General features: G+C 48.3%; 16 protein-coding genes. 4 read left to right on the top strand and 12 right to left on the bottom strand.

Annotated features, from left to right (window positions below):
- Positions 1 to 195: 195 nt before the first annotated feature.
- Positions 196 to 1,134: a sugar-binding transcriptional regulator gene (locus tag AMS66_RS09605; protein WP_053780650.1), complete on the bottom strand. Its 939-nt coding sequence runs from the start codon at positions 1,132 to 1,134 to the stop codon at positions 196 to 198.
- A gap of 185 nt (positions 1,135 to 1,319) precedes the next feature.
- On the opposite strand from AMS66_RS09605, the gene AMS66_RS09600 reads away from it, so the two are divergent.
- Entirely contained in the window at positions 1,320 to 1,946 is a 627-nt protein-coding gene (locus AMS66_RS09600) for an FMN-dependent NADH-azoreductase (protein WP_053780589.1), read from the top strand.
- A gap of 107 nt (positions 1,947 to 2,053) precedes the next feature.
- On the opposite strand, the gene AMS66_RS09595 is transcribed toward AMS66_RS09600, so the two are convergent.
- The 4 genes from AMS66_RS09595 to AMS66_RS09580 all read right to left on the bottom strand — a co-directional run bounded on the left by AMS66_RS09595 (position 2,054) and on the right by AMS66_RS09580 (position 6,623).
- Complete coding sequence (locus tag AMS66_RS09595) at positions 2,054 to 2,404, bottom strand: hypothetical protein (RefSeq protein WP_053780588.1); 351 nt, start codon at positions 2,402 to 2,404, stop codon at positions 2,054 to 2,056.
- Positions 2,405 to 2,513: 109 nt separating this feature from the next.
- A complete protein-coding gene (locus AMS66_RS09590; protein WP_053780587.1) occupies positions 2,514 to 3,176 on the bottom strand; it encodes a class II aldolase/adducin family protein in 663 nt (220 codons plus the stop codon).
- Positions 3,177 to 3,288: 112 nt separating this feature from the next.
- Positions 3,289 to 4,791 (bottom strand): rhamnulokinase, encoded by a 1,503-nt coding sequence (locus AMS66_RS09585; RefSeq protein ID WP_053780586.1) that lies wholly within the window; start codon positions 4,789 to 4,791, stop codon positions 3,289 to 3,291.
- Between the two features lie 41 nt (positions 4,792 to 4,832).
- Positions 4,833 to 6,623: an L-fucose isomerase gene (locus tag AMS66_RS09580; protein ID WP_053780585.1), complete on the bottom strand. Its 1,791-nt coding sequence runs from the start codon at positions 6,621 to 6,623 to the stop codon at positions 4,833 to 4,835.
- Positions 6,624 to 7,030: 407 nt separating this feature from the next.
- On the opposite strand from AMS66_RS09580, the gene AMS66_RS09575 reads away from it, so the two are divergent.
- Entirely contained in the window at positions 7,031 to 8,041 is a 1,011-nt protein-coding gene (locus AMS66_RS09575; RefSeq protein ID WP_053780584.1) for a LacI family DNA-binding transcriptional regulator, read from the top strand.
- 145 nt (positions 8,042 to 8,186) lie between these two features.
- Here the strand turns inward: AMS66_RS09575 and AMS66_RS09570 are convergent, their stop codons facing one another.
- From AMS66_RS09570 to AMS66_RS09560, 3 genes are all read right to left on the bottom strand, one after another.
- A complete protein-coding gene (locus tag AMS66_RS09570; protein WP_053780583.1) occupies positions 8,187 to 9,080 on the bottom strand; it encodes an NAD-dependent epimerase/dehydratase family protein in 894 nt (297 codons plus the stop codon).
- 100 nt (positions 9,081 to 9,180) lie between these two features.
- A complete protein-coding gene (locus AMS66_RS09565) occupies positions 9,181 to 9,897 on the bottom strand; it encodes a class I SAM-dependent methyltransferase (protein WP_053780582.1) in 717 nt (238 codons plus the stop codon).
- A gap of 24 nt (positions 9,898 to 9,921) precedes the next feature.
- Positions 9,922 to 10,902 carry a Gfo/Idh/MocA family protein gene (locus tag AMS66_RS09560; RefSeq protein ID WP_053780581.1) on the bottom strand — a complete coding sequence of 327 codons (981 nt, stop codon included), beginning with the start codon at positions 10,900 to 10,902 and terminating at the stop codon, positions 9,922 to 9,924.
- A 194-nt stretch (positions 10,903 to 11,096) separates the two neighbouring features.
- Here AMS66_RS09560 and AMS66_RS09555 point away from each other — a divergent pair, with 194 nt between their 5' ends.
- Positions 11,097 to 11,684, top strand: a complete 588-nt coding sequence (locus AMS66_RS09555) for a bifunctional transcriptional activator/DNA repair enzyme AdaA (protein ID WP_053780580.1) — start codon at positions 11,097 to 11,099, stop codon at positions 11,682 to 11,684.
- The gene (locus tag AMS66_RS09550) at positions 11,681 to 12,499 is read left to right on the top strand and encodes an SPL family radical SAM protein (protein ID WP_053780579.1); all 819 of its coding nucleotides are present in this window, start codon (positions 11,681 to 11,683) and stop codon (positions 12,497 to 12,499) included. The genes AMS66_RS09555 and AMS66_RS09550 overlap by 4 nt, the downstream gene beginning before the upstream one ends.
- A 75-nt stretch (positions 12,500 to 12,574) precedes the next feature.
- Here AMS66_RS09550 and AMS66_RS09545 read toward each other — a convergent pair whose 3' ends face one another.
- The 4 genes from AMS66_RS09545 to AMS66_RS09530 form a co-directional block, all read right to left on the bottom strand.
- On the bottom strand, positions 12,575 to 13,681 hold the full coding sequence (locus AMS66_RS09545; protein WP_053780578.1) for a Gfo/Idh/MocA family protein: 1,107 nt from the start codon (positions 13,679 to 13,681) through the stop codon (positions 12,575 to 12,577).
- Between the two features lie 110 nt (positions 13,682 to 13,791).
- Positions 13,792 to 14,520 (bottom strand): ThuA domain-containing protein, encoded by a 729-nt coding sequence (locus tag AMS66_RS09540; RefSeq protein ID WP_053780577.1) that lies wholly within the window; start codon positions 14,518 to 14,520, stop codon positions 13,792 to 13,794.
- 164 nt (positions 14,521 to 14,684) lie between these two features.
- Positions 14,685 to 15,857: a Gfo/Idh/MocA family protein gene (locus tag AMS66_RS09535; protein ID WP_053780576.1), complete on the bottom strand. Its 1,173-nt coding sequence runs from the start codon at positions 15,855 to 15,857 to the stop codon at positions 14,685 to 14,687.
- A gap of 36 nt (positions 15,858 to 15,893) precedes the next feature.
- The coding region (locus AMS66_RS09530) for a LacI family DNA-binding transcriptional regulator (protein WP_144424464.1) at positions 15,894 to 16,859 on the bottom strand (966 nt) is incomplete at its 5' end.

The following is a 16,859-nucleotide window of genomic DNA, read 5'->3' as shown; positions in this document are numbered from 1 at the left end:
ATATCCATACCCTAACATGAACATATGTAAAAATCAATATGAACTTTTGTTCACCCTTGAAATTTTAACACATTCCATGGAAACTTCATTAAACAAAAGACTTCCCTTATCGGGATTAAATCGTACAATATAGCTTCTGCCTAAGAAAGCAAAACATCCGCCCATGTTGCGTGGCAGATGTTGTCATCCATTGAATTATAATCGGAGCAAAGCTTGAGCAGTGTATTGGTCTGTTACCAAAATGTTGGCGTAATGACCTTTGAGTGCAGCATGGATGGCTTCTATTTTGCGCTTTCCCCCTGCCACAAGGATGGATTTTTCCTTATTTCGCAACTCGGCCAGATCAATTCCGACGGTTCTGTTGTTAATTTCTTCACTGATCAACCGTCCCTCGGCATCAAAAAAACGTGAACAAATGTCACCCGCACCTGAATGCATCAGCAACTGCTGTTCTTCATCGTTGAAGTAACCCAGTCTGAACAAAAGTGCATCTTCCTTCACGGTACCTACCGTGAACATGGCAATATTCGCCTGTCGGCCAAGCTCCACAATTCTGCCAATATGTCGGTCTGCTTCTACCATTTTTTTGACTTCAATATTGTCGAAGATCACGGGCAATGGCAAATATCGGGGAACCGTATGGAAAGCTTCCGCAAATAAATGAACAATTTCTGCCGCATACGTATTCACATGGGAATGGCTTACGCCTCCCTTAAGTTGAACAACTTCCACTCCTTTAACCTGCTTGGGACGAAGTTGACGGGCTACGGCGTTCATCGTTGTCCCCCAGGTTACGCCAATAATGTCTGCATCCTGCACCGTATCCTGTAAGTAATCTGCTGCTCTCTTGCTAATATGTTTCAAAATTTCTTCATCACTCTTCAACGGGGCAAAACATACAAGCGCAGTATCCAGATTATACTTGGCCTTGAGTTCCCCGGCAATAATATCGATATCCTCCAGCGGGTCCATGATTTCAATGCGAACGTAACCGCGATCTTTCGCATACTGAAGTAATCGTGAAACGGTTGGACGTGACACGCCCAGCCTGACCGCAATATCCTGCTGGCTGTAATCCGACTGATAATACAATTTCGCTGCTTCAATGCTTAATCGTTGCTTCTCCAGATCCATTCCCATATGCGCTCATCTCACTCATTCCTATTATCGTTCGAATTCACCTTACACCAATGTATTATACATGATTGAGTACCAGGTCACTATCCAGGTATAAAACGTTAAAAAGGATGCATACTACATCGGTCGCTTACTAATGTGGGCCCTTTTTGGCAAAAAACATCATAGAGAGGAAGAACCGCATGTCTACATTATTGTATATTACTGCCCATCCTCATGATCATGAAACCTCCTTCAGTATGGCTGCAGGCAAAGCATTTGTTGATGCATATCGTGAAAGCCATCCCTCGGATGAGGTCATCCATCTGGATTTGTATCGCTCAGATATTCCTCATATTGATGCAGATGTGTTCAGTGGTTGGGGTAAACTTCAATCCGGCAGCGAATTGACTTCTGAAGAACAGGCCAAGGTACAACGTTTGAATGAATTATCCGATCAATTCGCCTCAGCTGACAAATATGTTTTTGTGACACCGATGTGGAACTTCTCTTTTCCTCCAATTATGAAAGCTTATATCGACTCCATCTGCGTGGCTGGCAAAACGTTCCGGTATACGGAACAAGGCCCGGTCGGATTACTTTCCAACAAAAAGGCATTGCACATTCAGGCCCGTGGCGGCATTTATTCTGAAGGACCTCCGGCCCAAATGGAATCCGGCCATCGATATTTGAGCATCATTATGTCTTTCCTGGGTGTTCCGAAGCTTGAAGGTATATTTGTGGAAGGACATAACCAGTACAAGGAACGCGCAGATGAGATCAAACAGCAAGCCATAGAAGAGGCACGTACGCTCGCCAAACAGTTTTAAGCCTTAAATAAACAAATACAGCAACAAACACAAAACCCGCTTGCCGACCCAGAACAGATTTCATAGGTCAGCAGGCGGGTTTTATTTTTTATAATAAATTATAGAGCTTATTGATGTCCAGCGCTGGCACGGCTCATGGTTTCAAGTTTACGAGTAATGGCATTGCGGTCCACTTTCAGTCCCCAGATTGCTTCAATAATCTGTTCTTTCTCTTCGGGACCATCGGCATGTTTCAGTTGCATTAACAGATCATGCATTTGTTCGTTAATACCTTCAAATTGACTCCAAAGATCCTGTCTGACCTCGGTTGAATCCAGATGATGATTAGCATCCACTTCTTCTTTCAGTGCTTGCAGAATGGCCTGTTTCCACTCCTCATCACCCAGCTGTTTCGCTATGTTCAGGAGATCCAGATAATCGTCAACAAGAAGTGAGTTCAATTCAGCGTGTGTTTTCATCGTTTATTGCATCCCCTTTGCATCTATTTACCCAGTATTATACTCGGTATTTCGGGATATGCAATACTTGTCGAAAAAAGTTGTGGTTCTTTGTGCTTATAATAATAATTTACGACTTGAGTTGTTGCAGCAGCTGCACGCGATAGGCTTCACTTTCAAGAGACTGGATCTCCTTGTATTCTTCTGCAGTAAGCACTTTGGGCTCCCCTGCTGCCTTGGCGATCATATACACCTTGGCACTTTCCTCCACTACCTGGGTACGGTAGTAGGCTTCGCGCAGGTTTTTACCTGTGGTAACCAATCCATGATTGACCAGAATGAGCGCCGTATGCTCTTCAACCTTGGCAGCTACTGCATCGGCAAGAAGTTTGGTCGTGGGCAGAACATAAGGGACAAAGCCAATATCGCCCACTAGGGCCGACTGATCAGGGAACAGATGAGGCAATTCATCGAAAACGAGACTTAGGGCGATAGTGTAAGCCGGATGTGTATGCACAATGGCCTGAATATCAGGATTCACACGATAACTGTACAGATGCATTAATACTTCGGAAGAAGGACGTGTCGATCCGGCACGTGTCTCTCCTGTCGCAATATCAATTGCAATCCATTCGTCGGGCTCCAGATCCTCTAGTGCATAACCACTCGGCGAAAGCAGCATCGTGCCCTCGGAGCGTGCGCTCAGATTCCCACCTGGTCCTACCACCAATCCCTGAGCAACTGCTCTGCGGGCATATTTGGTCAGTTCTTCCCTTATATGTTGTTCAGACATGATTTTCTCCACTCCTTTGACTTTTTCTATTTCAGCAGTTTGCAGAATCCATATTTTTGCCCAGGGCACAAAGCTGGTTGGAAGTTGCAATTGAATTAATGCAAAATGCCATCTAATTGGATCTGTTCGCCAATGTTTGATTCAGGTTTTGATAGCTTTCGTAAGCCTCCTGCCACCTTGCGGTGCCTTCCGGCTCATAGGTTTCAGGGGAAAAAGAAGATGCCATAACCTCCCGCACCTCGGACAAGCTGCTCACTTCTCCATGGGCCAGGAATTGCAGCATGCAATTGCCGGCTGAGGTTGCCTCTGCAGGGCCCGCTATCACCGGAACACCTGCTGCATTTGCCGTAAATTGGCACAATAAGTGATTATGCACGCCGCCACCGACCATATGAATCAACCGTGGACGCGTGCCTGTAATTAGCTCCAGTTCATCCAGAGTCTGTCTGAACTCCAGCGCCAAACTTTCGAGAATACAGCGCACAATGGCTCCGGTCGTTTCCGGTGTTGTTTGCCCGCTGGAACTGCACTGTTGCCGGATTCGCTCAGGCATGTCACCCGGTGCCAAATACACTCCATCTCCAGGTGATACATAACATTGATGAGCGGTTGCCGATGCAGCGAGCTGAACGAGTTCCTCATGGGTAAAACATTGATTTTCCCGTTCCCACTGTCGTTTGCACTCCTGCAATAGCCACAGGCCTGAGCGATTCTTCAAGGTTCGCACTTTGCCATTTACCGTACCTTCATTGGTGAATCCCAATTGGCGGCTACGATCATCCAATACAGGGGTATCACGTTCTACGCCCATGAGTGACCAGGTACCACAGCTTATAAAGGCAAATTCCGAATCTGTCGCAGGAATAGCTGCCAGTGCGGAGGATGTATCATGTGAACCTACAGATATCACTTGCATCGGTCCACTCCGCAACTCCGCACACAAGTCATCTGTTAACTGTCCAAGCACCGTGCCTGGCTGAACGAGAGGTGGGAATAGGGTCTCCGGGATACCCAGACGGCCAATCAACTGTTCATTCCAACGGGCCTCCCCGGCATGCAACAGTCCGCTTGTACTCGCAATCGTGTACTCACAGGCCTGCTGACCTGATAGATAATAGTTAAACAAATCCGGCATTAACAACATTCGCACATCCGGTCGAAGAGTCTCGGAGTGCTCGCGCACACTTCCAAGCAGTTGAAATACGGTATTGATCTGTTGTGGCAGGACGCCAGACATGGAATACAGCTCTTCTTCATTCACCATGTGCACTACTTCTTCCATCCACTTCGCATTACGTGATTCCCGGTAATGACGTGGATTGAAGCACAATCTTCCCGCCCCATCCACCAATCCATAGTCGACTCCCCACGTATCCACAGCAATGGAACGGACCGGATGCGAGATGCCTTGCATGCCCTTCACAATACCTTGTTTTAATTCGTGGAAAAGTCGCAGGAAATCCCAATACAATTCATCCCCCAGCTGCACAGGTTCATTGCTGAATCGATGCATTTCCTGTAACGAGAGCTTACTCCCGTTAAAAGTCCCCCGGACCACCCGACCGCTTCCGGCGCCGTAATCGGCTGCAAGCACATGTGTTGCCTGAATTCGCATCTCTCATGCCTCCTTCGCTTCAGCGACAAGCCGTTTGGATGTTAACGATACAAAGGTCCAAAGACGCTGCAAGCCCGATAATCGGCACTTTCCGGTTCACTTGTGCCAAACAGTCCCCAGGCACGCGGACGGAAAATCTCGGATTCCGGTACATTATGCATACTCACCGGGATGCGAAGCATGGAGGCCAGTGTCAGCAAATCCGCTCCGATATGTCCATAAGAGATGGAGCCATGGTTCGCGCCCCACTGATTCATCACTTCATATACCGAGGTGAAGGCCCCTGATCCCGTCAGAACAGGTGCAAACCAGGTAGATGGCCAAGTCGGATCTGTCCGCTGATCCAGCGTATCATGCACATCATCAGGCAGATCAACGGTGTAACCTTGAGCCAATTGCAGCACCGGACCAAGTCCTTTTACCAGATTCAGACGCGTCATTGTAACAGGCATGCCGCCTTTAGTCAGGAAATCAGCCGAATAACCGCCGCCACGGAAATATTCCACGGATGCTGGCCGCCATGAGGTCGCTTTCAGGCAGTCCTGAACTTCTTCATCTGTAATTTCCCAGAAAGGCTTGAGCACAGGCTTACCTTCTTTTGATTGTTGCCCTGTACCATCCAATGCTGCAGAACCGGAGTTGATCAGATGCAGAATGCCGTCCTTTGCGTTTCCTTCCAGCTGATGCCCTGTCACGCGTTTTACCGAATCCGTGCTCCAATAGGTACGTACATCTGCAAAGATCTGCGCGGTATGTGTAAGCAGGGAACCAAATAACATCGACACGCCATTCAGGCTATCGTTCTCTGTTGCCACCAGATAAGGTGAGCGTTTGCCATTCCAGTCAAAGGAAGAATTCAGGATGGATTCCAGAAAATCTCCGTTGGGTGAATGATCCGTCCACTGTCGTTGTCCCTGAAACCCGGAGACAATCGCGTGGTGACCCATGGATTCCTCAGTGAATCCCAGCTCCGCCAGCTTCGGATTGCCTGCCATCAGGTCACGTACGATCTGGGTCATTTTTACAACCGTTTCCCATTCATACTCTTTACGTTTGCGATCTGTCTGCAGATGGGCAGGATTGTTATCCTGTCCTTCACTACAGTTCTCCTTCACCCAGGCCAGTGCCAGCTTATACTCCTCAGGATCGTAAATTTCCTCTTCTATACGACGAGTCAGTTCACTCATATCCACATATTCGTTGCGCATGCCCAGATATTCTTGGAAAAAAGAATCGTTCACGATGGAGCCGGCAATGCCCATGGATACCGAGCCGATGGACAGATAAGCACGTCCCTTCAAGGTTGCAGCGGCAAGACCCGCACGGCTGAACCGAAGCAATTTTTCACGAACGTCATCAGGAATCGTCGTATCTCCTCCATCCTGAACATCCTCTCCATAGATTCCAAAAGCCGGAATCCCCTTCTGTGCATGTGCAGAAAGTACCGCTGCCAGATATACTGCGCCCGGACGTTCAGTCCCGTTAAAGCCCCAAATGGCCGTAGGAATGGAGGGTGACATATCCATCGTTTCTGTTCCATAACACCAGCAAGGTGTAACGGTAATGGTCACGCCCACGTTGGAACGACTGAATAGTTCTGCGGCAGCGGCAGCCTCGTTCACACCGCCAATACAGGACTCGGCAACGACGCATTCTACCGGCGATCCATCGGGATAACGAAGCTCTGACGCGAGCAGCTCGGCAACGGACGTCGCCATACGCATGGTTTGCTCTTCCAATGATTCGCGCACACCCTTGCGTCTTCCGTCAATTGTGGGACGAATACCAATCTTGGGAAATGCCTGTTTATAACGGTAATCCTGATGTGTCATACTAAAACGTCCTCCTTCAATGGTTTCATAGAATAGGTACGAATGACTTGTGACTTATCCGTGTGCAATTTGATGGGGCAAATTAGGAATTCTATTCCCTCTGTTCACCGATACCCGAGGTAACACACTACCATTGCAAGCGGGTAGCCAATCCATTTTCTTGTTATGAATGCGTTTACAAATACTCAATTGAATAAACCGCTCTATTTATTGACTCCGTTATGCTGTCCTGTGATTAAGTATGAAGGAAGCGAAGTGAGCAAAAATGAAGAGCGGTTAGACCAAAAAAAATCATTTTTTATTCATTAGGGTTATCGGTAACCCTAACATAGCATGAGCCTATGTTGCTGTCAATCGGCATTATCCTATAGAATGGAAAGACTATGTTGCGGAAAGGTTAGATTCCATTGATCACCATTTATGATATTGCAAAAAAAGCCAACGTCTCCGCCATGACCGTCTCCAAAGTCATTAATCAAACAGGTCGTATCAGTCCGGCAACACGAGAGCGTGTACAACAGGTCATTGAAGAACTCGGCTACATCCCTAACTCCAATGCACGCAGTCTGGTACTGCAACGGACCCAGATGCTGTCACTACTGATTACGGATATTACTAATCCCTTCTACACAACGTTGGCCCGGGGAGCTGAGGACGCAGCCAATCAGCGCGGTTATCGCCTCTTGTTCAGTAACAGCGATGAGGATTACGGAAAGGAGAAAAATTATGTGGAAACCATTCTGTCTACCCGCGTCGATGGTGTGTTGTTTGCACCTGCTGGAGACCGTTCGCTGAATCACTTGAAGCAGCTGCAGGAACGTAACATTCCGTTTGTCATTTTGGACCGCACTGTCCCGGGAATCACGTCTGACGTAATCGCCGGGGACAGCCGGGAAGGTGCACTGCAATTGATTCGATATCTGACGAATCTTGGGCATCGCCACATCGCTCTGGTCAATGGTTCTTCCGAAGTTTCGACTGCGCGGCTGCGAGAAGAAGGATACATGGAGGGACTGAGGGAAGCCGAGCTTCCTTTTGATTCAGGTTTAATTCTTCGAACAGGCTATCGGGATTTCAGCGATGAAAAGGGTATCGACAGGTTGCTAGCACATCAGCTCAAACCTACAGCCATTTTTGCAGCAAACAATATGCTTGCCATCGGGGTCATTCGACTTTTGCGTAAACGGGGGGTGCGAGTGCCTGAGGACATCTCGGTCGTCTGTTTTGATGATCTGGATCTGGCTTCCGCTTTTGATCCCTTTCTCACCGTTGCTGCACAGCCTGCCTATGATTTCGGTGCCATCGGCATGCAAATGCTGATCGATCGAATTGAAGGCAAGGCTCCTGAGCAACCACAGACCGTCATTATGCCATCTGAGCTGCGTATTCGCGCGTCGGCCTCTGTGCCCTCCGAATAAACAGGAAAATCAATCGAAGGTCAACCGTAACTTGAGAGAACTGTTTTGTTGAAGCAAATACACAAACAGGACGCATCAGAGAAAATCTCTCTGACTGCGTCCTGTTTTCTTTGTATGAAAAGTAACTCTTATATATATTTAGATTCTAGCCCTCGGATTGAAGTGCCAGAGCCACTTCCCGAACCAGACCCGGGAACCAATCCATCAATGCTTCGAACGTATATCCCGCCTGCTCTGCTTTGGAAGTATCCATTGTCCAGGATTCCGAAATTCCGAAGGGTGACATATCTTCTTTGATTGTTTCGGACAGTACCTGGGATTGCATCCCCGTTACCGTTTCGATCAGTTTCATCATGGATGAGAGTGTTATAGCCCCTTTGGACGCTGCATTCACAGGGCCTGTAACGGATGAATGTCCGAGCCAGGCGAGAAATCTCGCGGCTTCCGTGGAATTAATGAATCCAATCTCGGCGTCCGGATTTGGCATGCCGATTGGTTTTCCTTTTTGCACATGTTCAATATGAAAATGAAGTCTTCGTGTGTAGTCATCAATACCGAGCACAATTGGTATACGCATCGCCGCCACAGGGAAATCTGCTTCCTGGAAAAACACAGCTTCCGCAAGACGTTTGCCCTCACCATACGAGAAATCCTCATGGTTTCCATATTGCAGCGGATAGGTATAAGGATCGAAATCGGCTTCCGTAAATCCAGGTTTGGGATCTCCATAAACCGAGAGCGTTGAAGTCAAAATGTATCTTTGAGTACGTCCTGCAAAAGCTTCGCATGCCGACTTCGCCGCATCCGGCGAGTAACAGATGTTATCATAGACAATATCCCACATGTCGGTCTGTGCAACCTCGGCGAGAGATTTAGGATCTTCACGATCCATTTTAATCCGGTTAACCTCGGTTCCAAAATCTACATCTGTTTTGCCGCGAGTTGCGACTGTGATCTGAGACTTACCTTCCCATAGCAAATGATCAACCAGACGTTTGCCGAAGAAACGTGTTCCACCAAGTATAAGTACTTTTTTCATCGGATAAAACCTCCTAACCTGTTCTGGTCATGCGTATCTTATTCCTTATTAAAACCTTCATGAATGAAGTGCTGGCTGTATTGTTGCAACTCGGGTATTTTCACCGAGATTTCACAATATGGAGCATCGTATGTGCTCCCCGCTGGAATTCGTATGAAGTTATCTCTTCAGAAGTGATATATCCGCGTTCTTCCAGTATAGCCTTTAGTTCATCCATATGCTCATAACGTTTGCCAGACAAGTCTACTGTAGGGAAAATCCGCAGCTCCCGCTTGGTCACACGCAACAGCTCAAGAATCGTCTGAAGATGAAAATCGGTATCGAGGCGATCTGCATAAGTAAACAGGAAATGCGCAGACAATGTCAGATCGAATTGTTCATCGGAAAAAGGCAACTCCGGCAGTATAGAGGCCACATAACGGTCAGGAAAACGTCTCATATCGGCTACACAGTCGGTGATTGCACGTCTACGTTCTTCTTTCAGCCCATGGATTGAACCAAAATCATCCCATCTATATTTATTCTGTACCTGTTCCATTTGCTTCATCGTATGTTCAATATCCTGAAGTCCCTTCACTTCCAGTTGGCTGCTCTCATGTTCATAGGCAATATCGGCTGCCATGGGATCTGCACCTAACTCTCGTGCATGGCTACTGAATGAACAAGCCCCGCCCGGACAATCGAGAATGGACTTACCTTTAATCTCTTTCACGGTCAGGTTGAACATCTTCATATATTCCTCGAAGGTTCGCCCGATAAAAATAATCTGTGCCAGCTCCAGGCCGGCAACTCTGTTCTTCTGCTCATCTCTGCTCATCTCGTCTCAGCTCACTTTTCAGAATTAATCGTTAGGAAAAACAAGACCAATCTGCTGCCGGATCTGATCCATCACCTGCATGGTAACATAGGAACGTTCATACGTGTTCATGTCCGATTCCCTTTTGCCCTGCTGAATCAGATTCACAAATTCCTCTACCTCATAATACATCGACGGATGAATTTGCTCGGCAGTGAGTTTCTCCACCGTACCATCATTGTAGCGTATCTCTGCATGTTCGGGTGAACCAATTTTGTCAATGATGATGCTGCCACGTTCGCCCATAATTTCGCTTGGAACATGAGAATTGGAGATTTTGGAGTACGTCACTACCGCTTCCATCTCATCATAATTCAGGATGACACTGCCTTGTCCGTCTACCCCTGATTCCAGCATCATCGCCTGGGACTGAACTTGGTTAGGCTCACCAAACAGTGTAATCAATGGATAGAGACAATACACACCAAGATCCATTAATGCACCGTTAGCGAGATCGGGTTTGAACGCATTCAGGACGATTCCTTCTTTATACTTGTCGTATCTGGAAGAGTATTGGCAGTAACTCGCCACATATTTACGTACCGGGCCAATCTTATGTAGGTGAGACTGTACCATTTTGAACAAGGGAACAAGGGTTGATTTCATGGCCTCCATGAGCAGAACTTCATGTTCTCGTGCTGTATCAATCATACGACGGACCTCTGCCCCATTAGCAGCCAGAGGCTTCTCGCACAAGACATGTTTGCCGTTTCTTAGAAACAACTCTGCCTGTTCGGCATGAAAGGTATTCGGTGTAGCAATGTACACGGCATCGAACCCATCACTCGCCGCCATCTCTTCCAGATTGGTGAATCGATGTGCAGCATGATATTGATCTGCGAATGCATTAGCCTTATCTTCAGTTCTTGAATACACGGCGGTCAATTCGAATCCTTCGACTTGTGCAGCGGCCTCAAGAAGCCTCTCTGTAATCCAGTTGGTACCTACCACTCCAAAACGAACCATTCAATCTACCTCTTTCGTAAATAAATTACACCCTATTACACGTTTAAACAGCTTGCCATCCTGTACATTGTAGCCTATATTTCATTCAGATTGAAGGGAAGTACATTTTCCAACATATTGATATCTTGCTTTTTTGTATGATAAACCCTCGATTTCAACGAATCAGGGGTATAATGAGAGTTGAGGTGATCTCTATGGAAAGTCATAACCCCTATCAAACAGATTCTGTTCCTATAGATGAAAAACAGTGGAATGCCATTATCCACAACGACAGCAACTTCGATGGTAAATTCTATTACGGAGTCAAGACAACGGGCATTTTTTGCAGACCTTCCTGCAAGTCGAAAACACCCAAATATGAGAATGTCTCTATATTTAACAACCCTGAAGAAGCATTGGCACGACATTTCCGTCCATGCAAACGGTGCAAACCAACGGGTGAGCGAGTCCCCGATCAGGAGTGGATTTCCGTTGTAACAGACTATATTGAGCATCATTTTGCCGAGCCCCTAACACTTGATATCCTTGCGAATGTTAGTCACGGTAGTCCGTACCATCTGCATCGGGTGTTCAAACGGATTACAGGTTTAACACCAGTGGAGTACATTCAGGAAAAACGAGTCACCGAAGCCCGGAAATTGCTCGAAAGCACCAGTTTTACCGTCACAGATATCGGTCGACAGGTCGGCATAGCTAATCCGGCGTATTTTATTACTGTATTTCGAAAACATACAGGATGCACACCTACCAATTACCGTGAACAAAGGCGTGATCAATCATGAAGACCAGCCTGGTATACAAAGTACCCAAAACGTTGCTGAACAAAGGAACAGGGTTCCTTAATGGTTATACACATACGCTGAATCCCTACACAGGCTGCGTTTTTGGCTGTTCCTACTGTTATGTAAGGCAAATGCCCGTATCTTTGTTTCGCAAAGAGCCTTGGGGAAGCTGGGTTGATGTGAAACAGGAAGCCGCCAACGTGCTTGCCAAAGAGCTGAAGCGTGCGAAATCGAAAGGTAAAGTCACTATTTTTATGTCATCCAGTACTGATCCGTATCAGCCCGTTGAGTATAAGGAGCAAATCACGCGTTCATTGCTAGAAGTCATGGTTGAACATTCACCCGATTTTATATTGGTTCAAACCCGAAGTCCTTTGGTGACTCGTGATATCGATCTGCTGCAAAAGTTGGGTGAACGTGTGCGTGTCAGCATGACAGTGGAAACGGACCTTGACGATATCCGCAAACAGTTCAGTCTGGCAGCTCCACCAATCGCAGGCAGATTGCAAGCACTAGAACAACTGCGGGATGCCGGTATCCCCACACAGGCTGCTATTGCACCAGTATTGCCCAGCAGCGAAAGCTTTGCAGCCCTCTTGAGGCCGCTTGTCCAGCGTATATGCATTGATGATTACTTCATGGGAGATGGAAGTGAGGGCAAGCGAACCCGGAGACTTGGCATGAAATCACTTTACGAACAAGTGGGCAAGGAAGATTGGTTCAGTCCTGAGGCATACAAAATAGTAGTCCAACGAATGAAGGCGCATTTTGAGGAACATGAAATTTGGATTAGCCAGGCCGGATTCGAACCCTAATGATGTCTTGATATAAAATGAAAATAGCCCTGCTTCCCGTATCGGGAGTCAGGGCTATAGCTTTTTCTTGATCGATTATTGATCCAGCGTGTACAATGGCAGATTTTCCGGCAGTGCAGCAGGGCGCTGACACGTGCTGTCCATTTTATAAAAAGTCTGTTCATCCGAAGAATCATGGAACGCCCACATTGCTTCAAGCACATGATAGGCCAATTCTCCACTCGCCCGGTGAGCGCGACCGCTACCCACTGCATAAGCCATATCTGCGACGCCGATACCGCGTGTATTTTCCTGATATCCCGGCAGAAGTGGTACCTCTGTCCACTCCTCATCACCCAGCAAACGGTAACGAACCGGACCGCCGAATGTATTTGGATCAGGAACCTGAAGGGTTCCATGGGTGCCATATACTTCAATCGGTGGCAATACACTTCCGCCAAATACGTCAAAACTCGTAATCAGCGTGCCGATGGCTCCCTGCTCAAATTGCAACAATCCAGCTACATGCGTCGGAATTTCAACGGGGATGCTCTGACCTCGCTTTTTCTCACTCGTGATCGTCCGCTGTTCCATCGCTTTGCCCGTCATGCCAGCAATTGCCTTGATTGGCCCGAGCAATTGCACGAGCGCAGTCAGGTAATAAGGCCCCATATCAAACATAGGCCCGCCACCGGCTGCATAATAGAACTCCGGATCGGGATGCCAGTGTTCATGTCCACGGCTCATCATAAATGCGGTGGCCGCGACAGGCTTGCCGATGACACCATCCTCTACCACTTTGAGTGCCGTCTGAATCCCTGAACCGAAGAACGTCTCTGGCGCACAGCCCACGAGCAGACCTTTGCGTTTGGCTGTTTCCAAGACCGCTTGACCCTCTTCACGTGTGACAGCGAGTGGTTTTTCCACGTAGACATGTTTGCCTGCTTCGAGCGCTCGTAAGCATACATCCGCATGAACAGCAGGGATCGTCAAATTGATGATCAGATCGATCTCGGGGTCTGCCAAAATCTCATCTACCGTGTACACGTTAGGAACATTATAAGCCGCCGCCTGCTCCTCTGCCCTGTTCCGATCAAGATCTGCAACCGCAACAAGATCGAGCACCTCAAATCGGTGACAGTTCTCCATATAAATACCGCTGATTTTACCGCAGCCAATAATGCCTACTTTCATTGTTTTCATGCTTGGACTCCCTTCGTGTTCCCACTTGGTATAGCGCTTCCAAAAAAACCTCTAGACCGCTGTAATGTGGGTCAATATATTTATCTCAACGGATACGAATTAGAATTAAATTAGTGATTTTGGTTATCTGCCATTCCTGTGTAAACCTCAGCTACTGCTTCCGTGCGGCTCTGCGCGAGCGCTTTGCCTGCCGCAGTCCATTTGAAACCACTACGCATCATTTCAGTAACTTGTTTCATCTCCACGATATCTGCATGGTGTCCGAGCGAATTGTAGAACACGCGGCCAGCACCCCAGCGTTTGGTCCAAACGACTGGCATATCCACTGGGCCATTCGCTGCATGAGGACCGTTAACAATTGGGAAACGTGTCGTAGCCAGCACTTCCACAGCAGGGTCCACATGCAGGTAGTACTGTTCACTTTTTACCTGGAAATCTTCAATATGATCCAGCAATGGACTGGAACCACGCTTCATGTTGACCGTATACTCCACGCCGTCGTTCCCCGGATGCGCAACCCACTGTCCCCCCGTCATGAACTGCCAGTCAACGTTGTTGCGGAACGCATCGCACATCCCGCCATGAAGACCCGCAAGACCCACGCCGCTCTGAACAGCCGCAGATACGTTATTGACCAATTCCTGTTCAATCTGTCCCATCGTCCACAGCGGAACGATCAGATCCAGGCCCAGCAGTTTCTCTGCATCTGCATATGCATCCAGTGTGTCTGAGACTTCAACCTCGAATTGTTCTTCCTTCAGAATGCGCTCAAAAATCGCTGCTACCTGCTCTGGTTCGTGTCCATCCCAGCCGCCCCATACGATTAGTGCTTTGCTCATCACCCATCACTCGCTTTCCGGAAATTAAGTTATTGTCATTCTAACAGACCGTGCGCAAACTCAAGACCTCTCAGAGGTCAGCATCCTGGCTTATATCTAACTCATATATTTCAAATGAGTGGCCATATGACGTGCACTTCACAATTCCAATGGTAAAACAACACTTACATTTCTTCTAACGACACCCAGCGGCGCTCTGTAACGGAACGTTCAACCGCTTCCAATACTGCCTGACAGGCAACGCCATCGTGGAAACTTGGCTCAGGCTGACGTCCTTCGGAGATTGCAGTCACCAGCTCCAGCATTTCATGTGTGAACGTATGCTCGAATCCAATTGTGTGTCCCGCAGGCCACCAGGCCTCTGCATATTTGTGTGCCGGATCCGTCGCCAGAACACGGCGGAAGCCCTGCACATCTTCATCGTCCTTCGTAAAATACACTTCCAGTTCATTCATCCGTTCAAAATCAAAGCGGACGCTGCCCAGACTGCCGTTGATCTCAAACGAGTTGGTACTGCGATGACCTGCTGCAAAGCGTGTAGCCTCGAAGCTTCCCAGCGCACCATCTGCAAACCGTGCGAGGAACAAAGTGGCATCATCGACCGTCACTTCGCCTTTCGGAGCATCTGCGTTCGAGCTGCCTTTGGCGCTAAGTCCGGTCATTTCCGAAGCAAGCGGCCGCTCCTTAATGAACGTTTCGCTCATCCCGATCACTTCCTTGAATTCGCCGACCAGGAAGCGTGCCAGATCAATCAGGTGTGCGCCGAGATCGCCATGTGAGCCTGAACCTGCCACTTCCTTTTGCAACCGCCATACCAGCGGGAAGGAAGGGTCCATAATCCAGTCCTGAAGGAAAAACGCTCGGAAATGATAGATTTTGCCCAGACGTCCGCTTTGCACCAATTCTTTGGCCAGCTGCACAGCCGGAGAGAAACGGTAATTGAATCCGACCATGTGCGCAACTCCTGCTTCTTCTGCAGCCTGGAGCATTTCACGCGAATCAGCGAGCGAGAGAGCCAGTGGCTTTTCACAGAACAGATGTTTACCCTGACGAGCAGCTTCCAGCGCGATTTCCTTATGAGCATCACTTGGAGCGTTAATATCGATCAGATCGATATCATCACGCCGTACCAGCTCACGCCAATCCGTTATACTCTCAGACCAGCCGAACTGGCTGGCAGCCTCCTGAACTCCCTGCTCGTTGCGTCCGCAGATTACCGACATCTCGGGCTGCAACGGGGCAGACGGGAAAAACATTGGCAGGCTGCGATAAGCATTGCTGTGGGCTTTACCCATAAATTTGTATCCAACCATTCCGACACGAAGACGATTTGACATGGTCATTTCCTCCTTTGGAATATAGCTTGTAATGTATTAATTACGGATTGAAGATGCACGGATAATCAGCTCCGTAGGCAACAACTGCCTTGCGGTTTCTGAGGGGAATTCGGTATTCACTGATGAAGCTGTTGCCCCCAATGATCCATGAATAAGCTTGGATGCAGCCAGTTCTCCCATTTCATAAAAGGGAACCCTGACGCTGCTCAGCGGAGGAACCGCCATCTCGGCAGCGTCGGAGTCATCGTAACCCACGAAGGCGGGGAAATCCTGAACCTTGATACCACGCTCTCGCAAACCATGCATAACACCGATCGCCATCCGGTCATTCGCAGCAAATACAGCATCAATCTCGTCAAGCCGGGCTGCAATGGTAGCAGCTGCCTCCACCCCGCTTCGTCTGCCGTAATTCCCCTCCAGCAACAGGCTGGAATCCACATTCATTCCGGCCTCATTCAAGCCGATCTGAACGCCCTGAAGCCGCTCCTGACTGTTGGAATAACTATCCGGACCATTGAGAAAGGCAATTTTCCGGTATCCTTGATCGGTAAGGTGACGGATTGCCAGCCTGCTGCCCCCCACATGATCGGCATCCACTTCCATGAATGATTCACCTGCAAAGTGCTGACTCATAATGCAAAAGGGATGTCCTTCCTGCTGAAGCTGCTGCATGGCAGCCAGTTCGCCATGATCATCTCGCGCGCCGAGAATGATGCAAGCATCCACTTTCTGACGGCGGAACAGATCCGTATAATTCATTACTTCTCCTGGTGTCCTGAACATGACCAGCAGGTCCATGCCGCTGTCCCTGGCTTTGCTCCCAATGCCGCTCAGCATTTCCGAGAAGAAATACGCCGAGAACAAGTGTGCCTTCGGAACGTAGGGCAACACCACGCCAAGGTTACCGCTTTTACTTCTCGCAAAGCTGCGGGCCAGTGCGCTGGGCACGTAACCCAACTGCTCGGAAGCTTCAATAACCTTGCGGCGGGTTTCCTCTTTAAT

Source organism: Paenibacillus xylanivorans (genome assembly GCF_001280595.1).
Classification (GTDB): domain Bacteria; phylum Bacillota; class Bacilli; order Paenibacillales; family Paenibacillaceae; genus Paenibacillus; species Paenibacillus xylanivorans.
The sequence above is the reverse complement of the archived record's forward strand: the minus strand, read 5'-3'. Positions and strand labels throughout refer to the sequence as shown.

Bases quoted from the DNA above. Each gene is read 5' to 3' on its own strand.
- AMS66_RS09605 (WP_053780650.1), bottom strand. From the start codon at position 1,134: ATGGATCTGGAGAAGCAACGATTAAGCATTGAAGCAGCGAAATTGTAT.
- AMS66_RS09585 (WP_053780586.1), bottom strand. From the start codon at position 4,791: ATGCGAATTCAGGCAACACATGTGCTTGCAGCCGATTACGGCGCCGGA.
- AMS66_RS09535 (WP_053780576.1), bottom strand. From the start codon at position 15,857: ATGTCAAATCGTCTTCGTGTCGGAATGGTTGGATACAAATTTATGGGT.
- AMS66_RS09545 (WP_053780578.1), bottom strand. From the start codon at position 13,681: ATGAAAACAATGAAAGTAGGCATTATTGGCTGCGGTAAAATCAGCGGT.
- AMS66_RS09540 (WP_053780577.1), bottom strand. From the start codon at position 14,520: ATGAGCAAAGCACTAATCGTATGGGGCGGCTGGGATGGACACGAACCA.
- AMS66_RS09560 (WP_053780581.1), bottom strand. From the start codon at position 10,902: ATGGTTCGTTTTGGAGTGGTAGGTACCAACTGGATTACAGAGAGGCTT.
- AMS66_RS09550 (WP_053780579.1), top strand. From the start codon at position 11,681: ATGAAGACCAGCCTGGTATACAAAGTACCCAAAACGTTGCTGAACAAA.
- AMS66_RS09580 (WP_053780585.1), bottom strand. From the start codon at position 6,623: ATGACACATCAGGATTACCGTTATAAACAGGCATTTCCCAAGATTGGT.
- AMS66_RS09595 (WP_053780588.1), bottom strand. From the start codon at position 2,404: ATGAAAACACACGCTGAATTGAACTCACTTCTTGTTGACGATTATCTG.
- AMS66_RS09555 (WP_053780580.1), top strand. From the start codon at position 11,097: ATGGAAAGTCATAACCCCTATCAAACAGATTCTGTTCCTATAGATGAA.
- AMS66_RS09600 (WP_053780589.1), top strand. From the start codon at position 1,320: ATGTCTACATTATTGTATATTACTGCCCATCCTCATGATCATGAAACC.
- AMS66_RS09565 (WP_053780582.1), bottom strand. From the start codon at position 9,897: ATGAGCAGAGATGAGCAGAAGAACAGAGTTGCCGGCCTGGAGCTGGCA.
- AMS66_RS09590 (WP_053780587.1), bottom strand. From the start codon at position 3,176: ATGTCTGAACAACATATAAGGGAAGAACTGACCAAATATGCCCGCAGA.
- AMS66_RS09570 (WP_053780583.1), bottom strand. From the start codon at position 9,080: ATGAAAAAAGTACTTATACTTGGTGGAACACGTTTCTTCGGCAAACGT.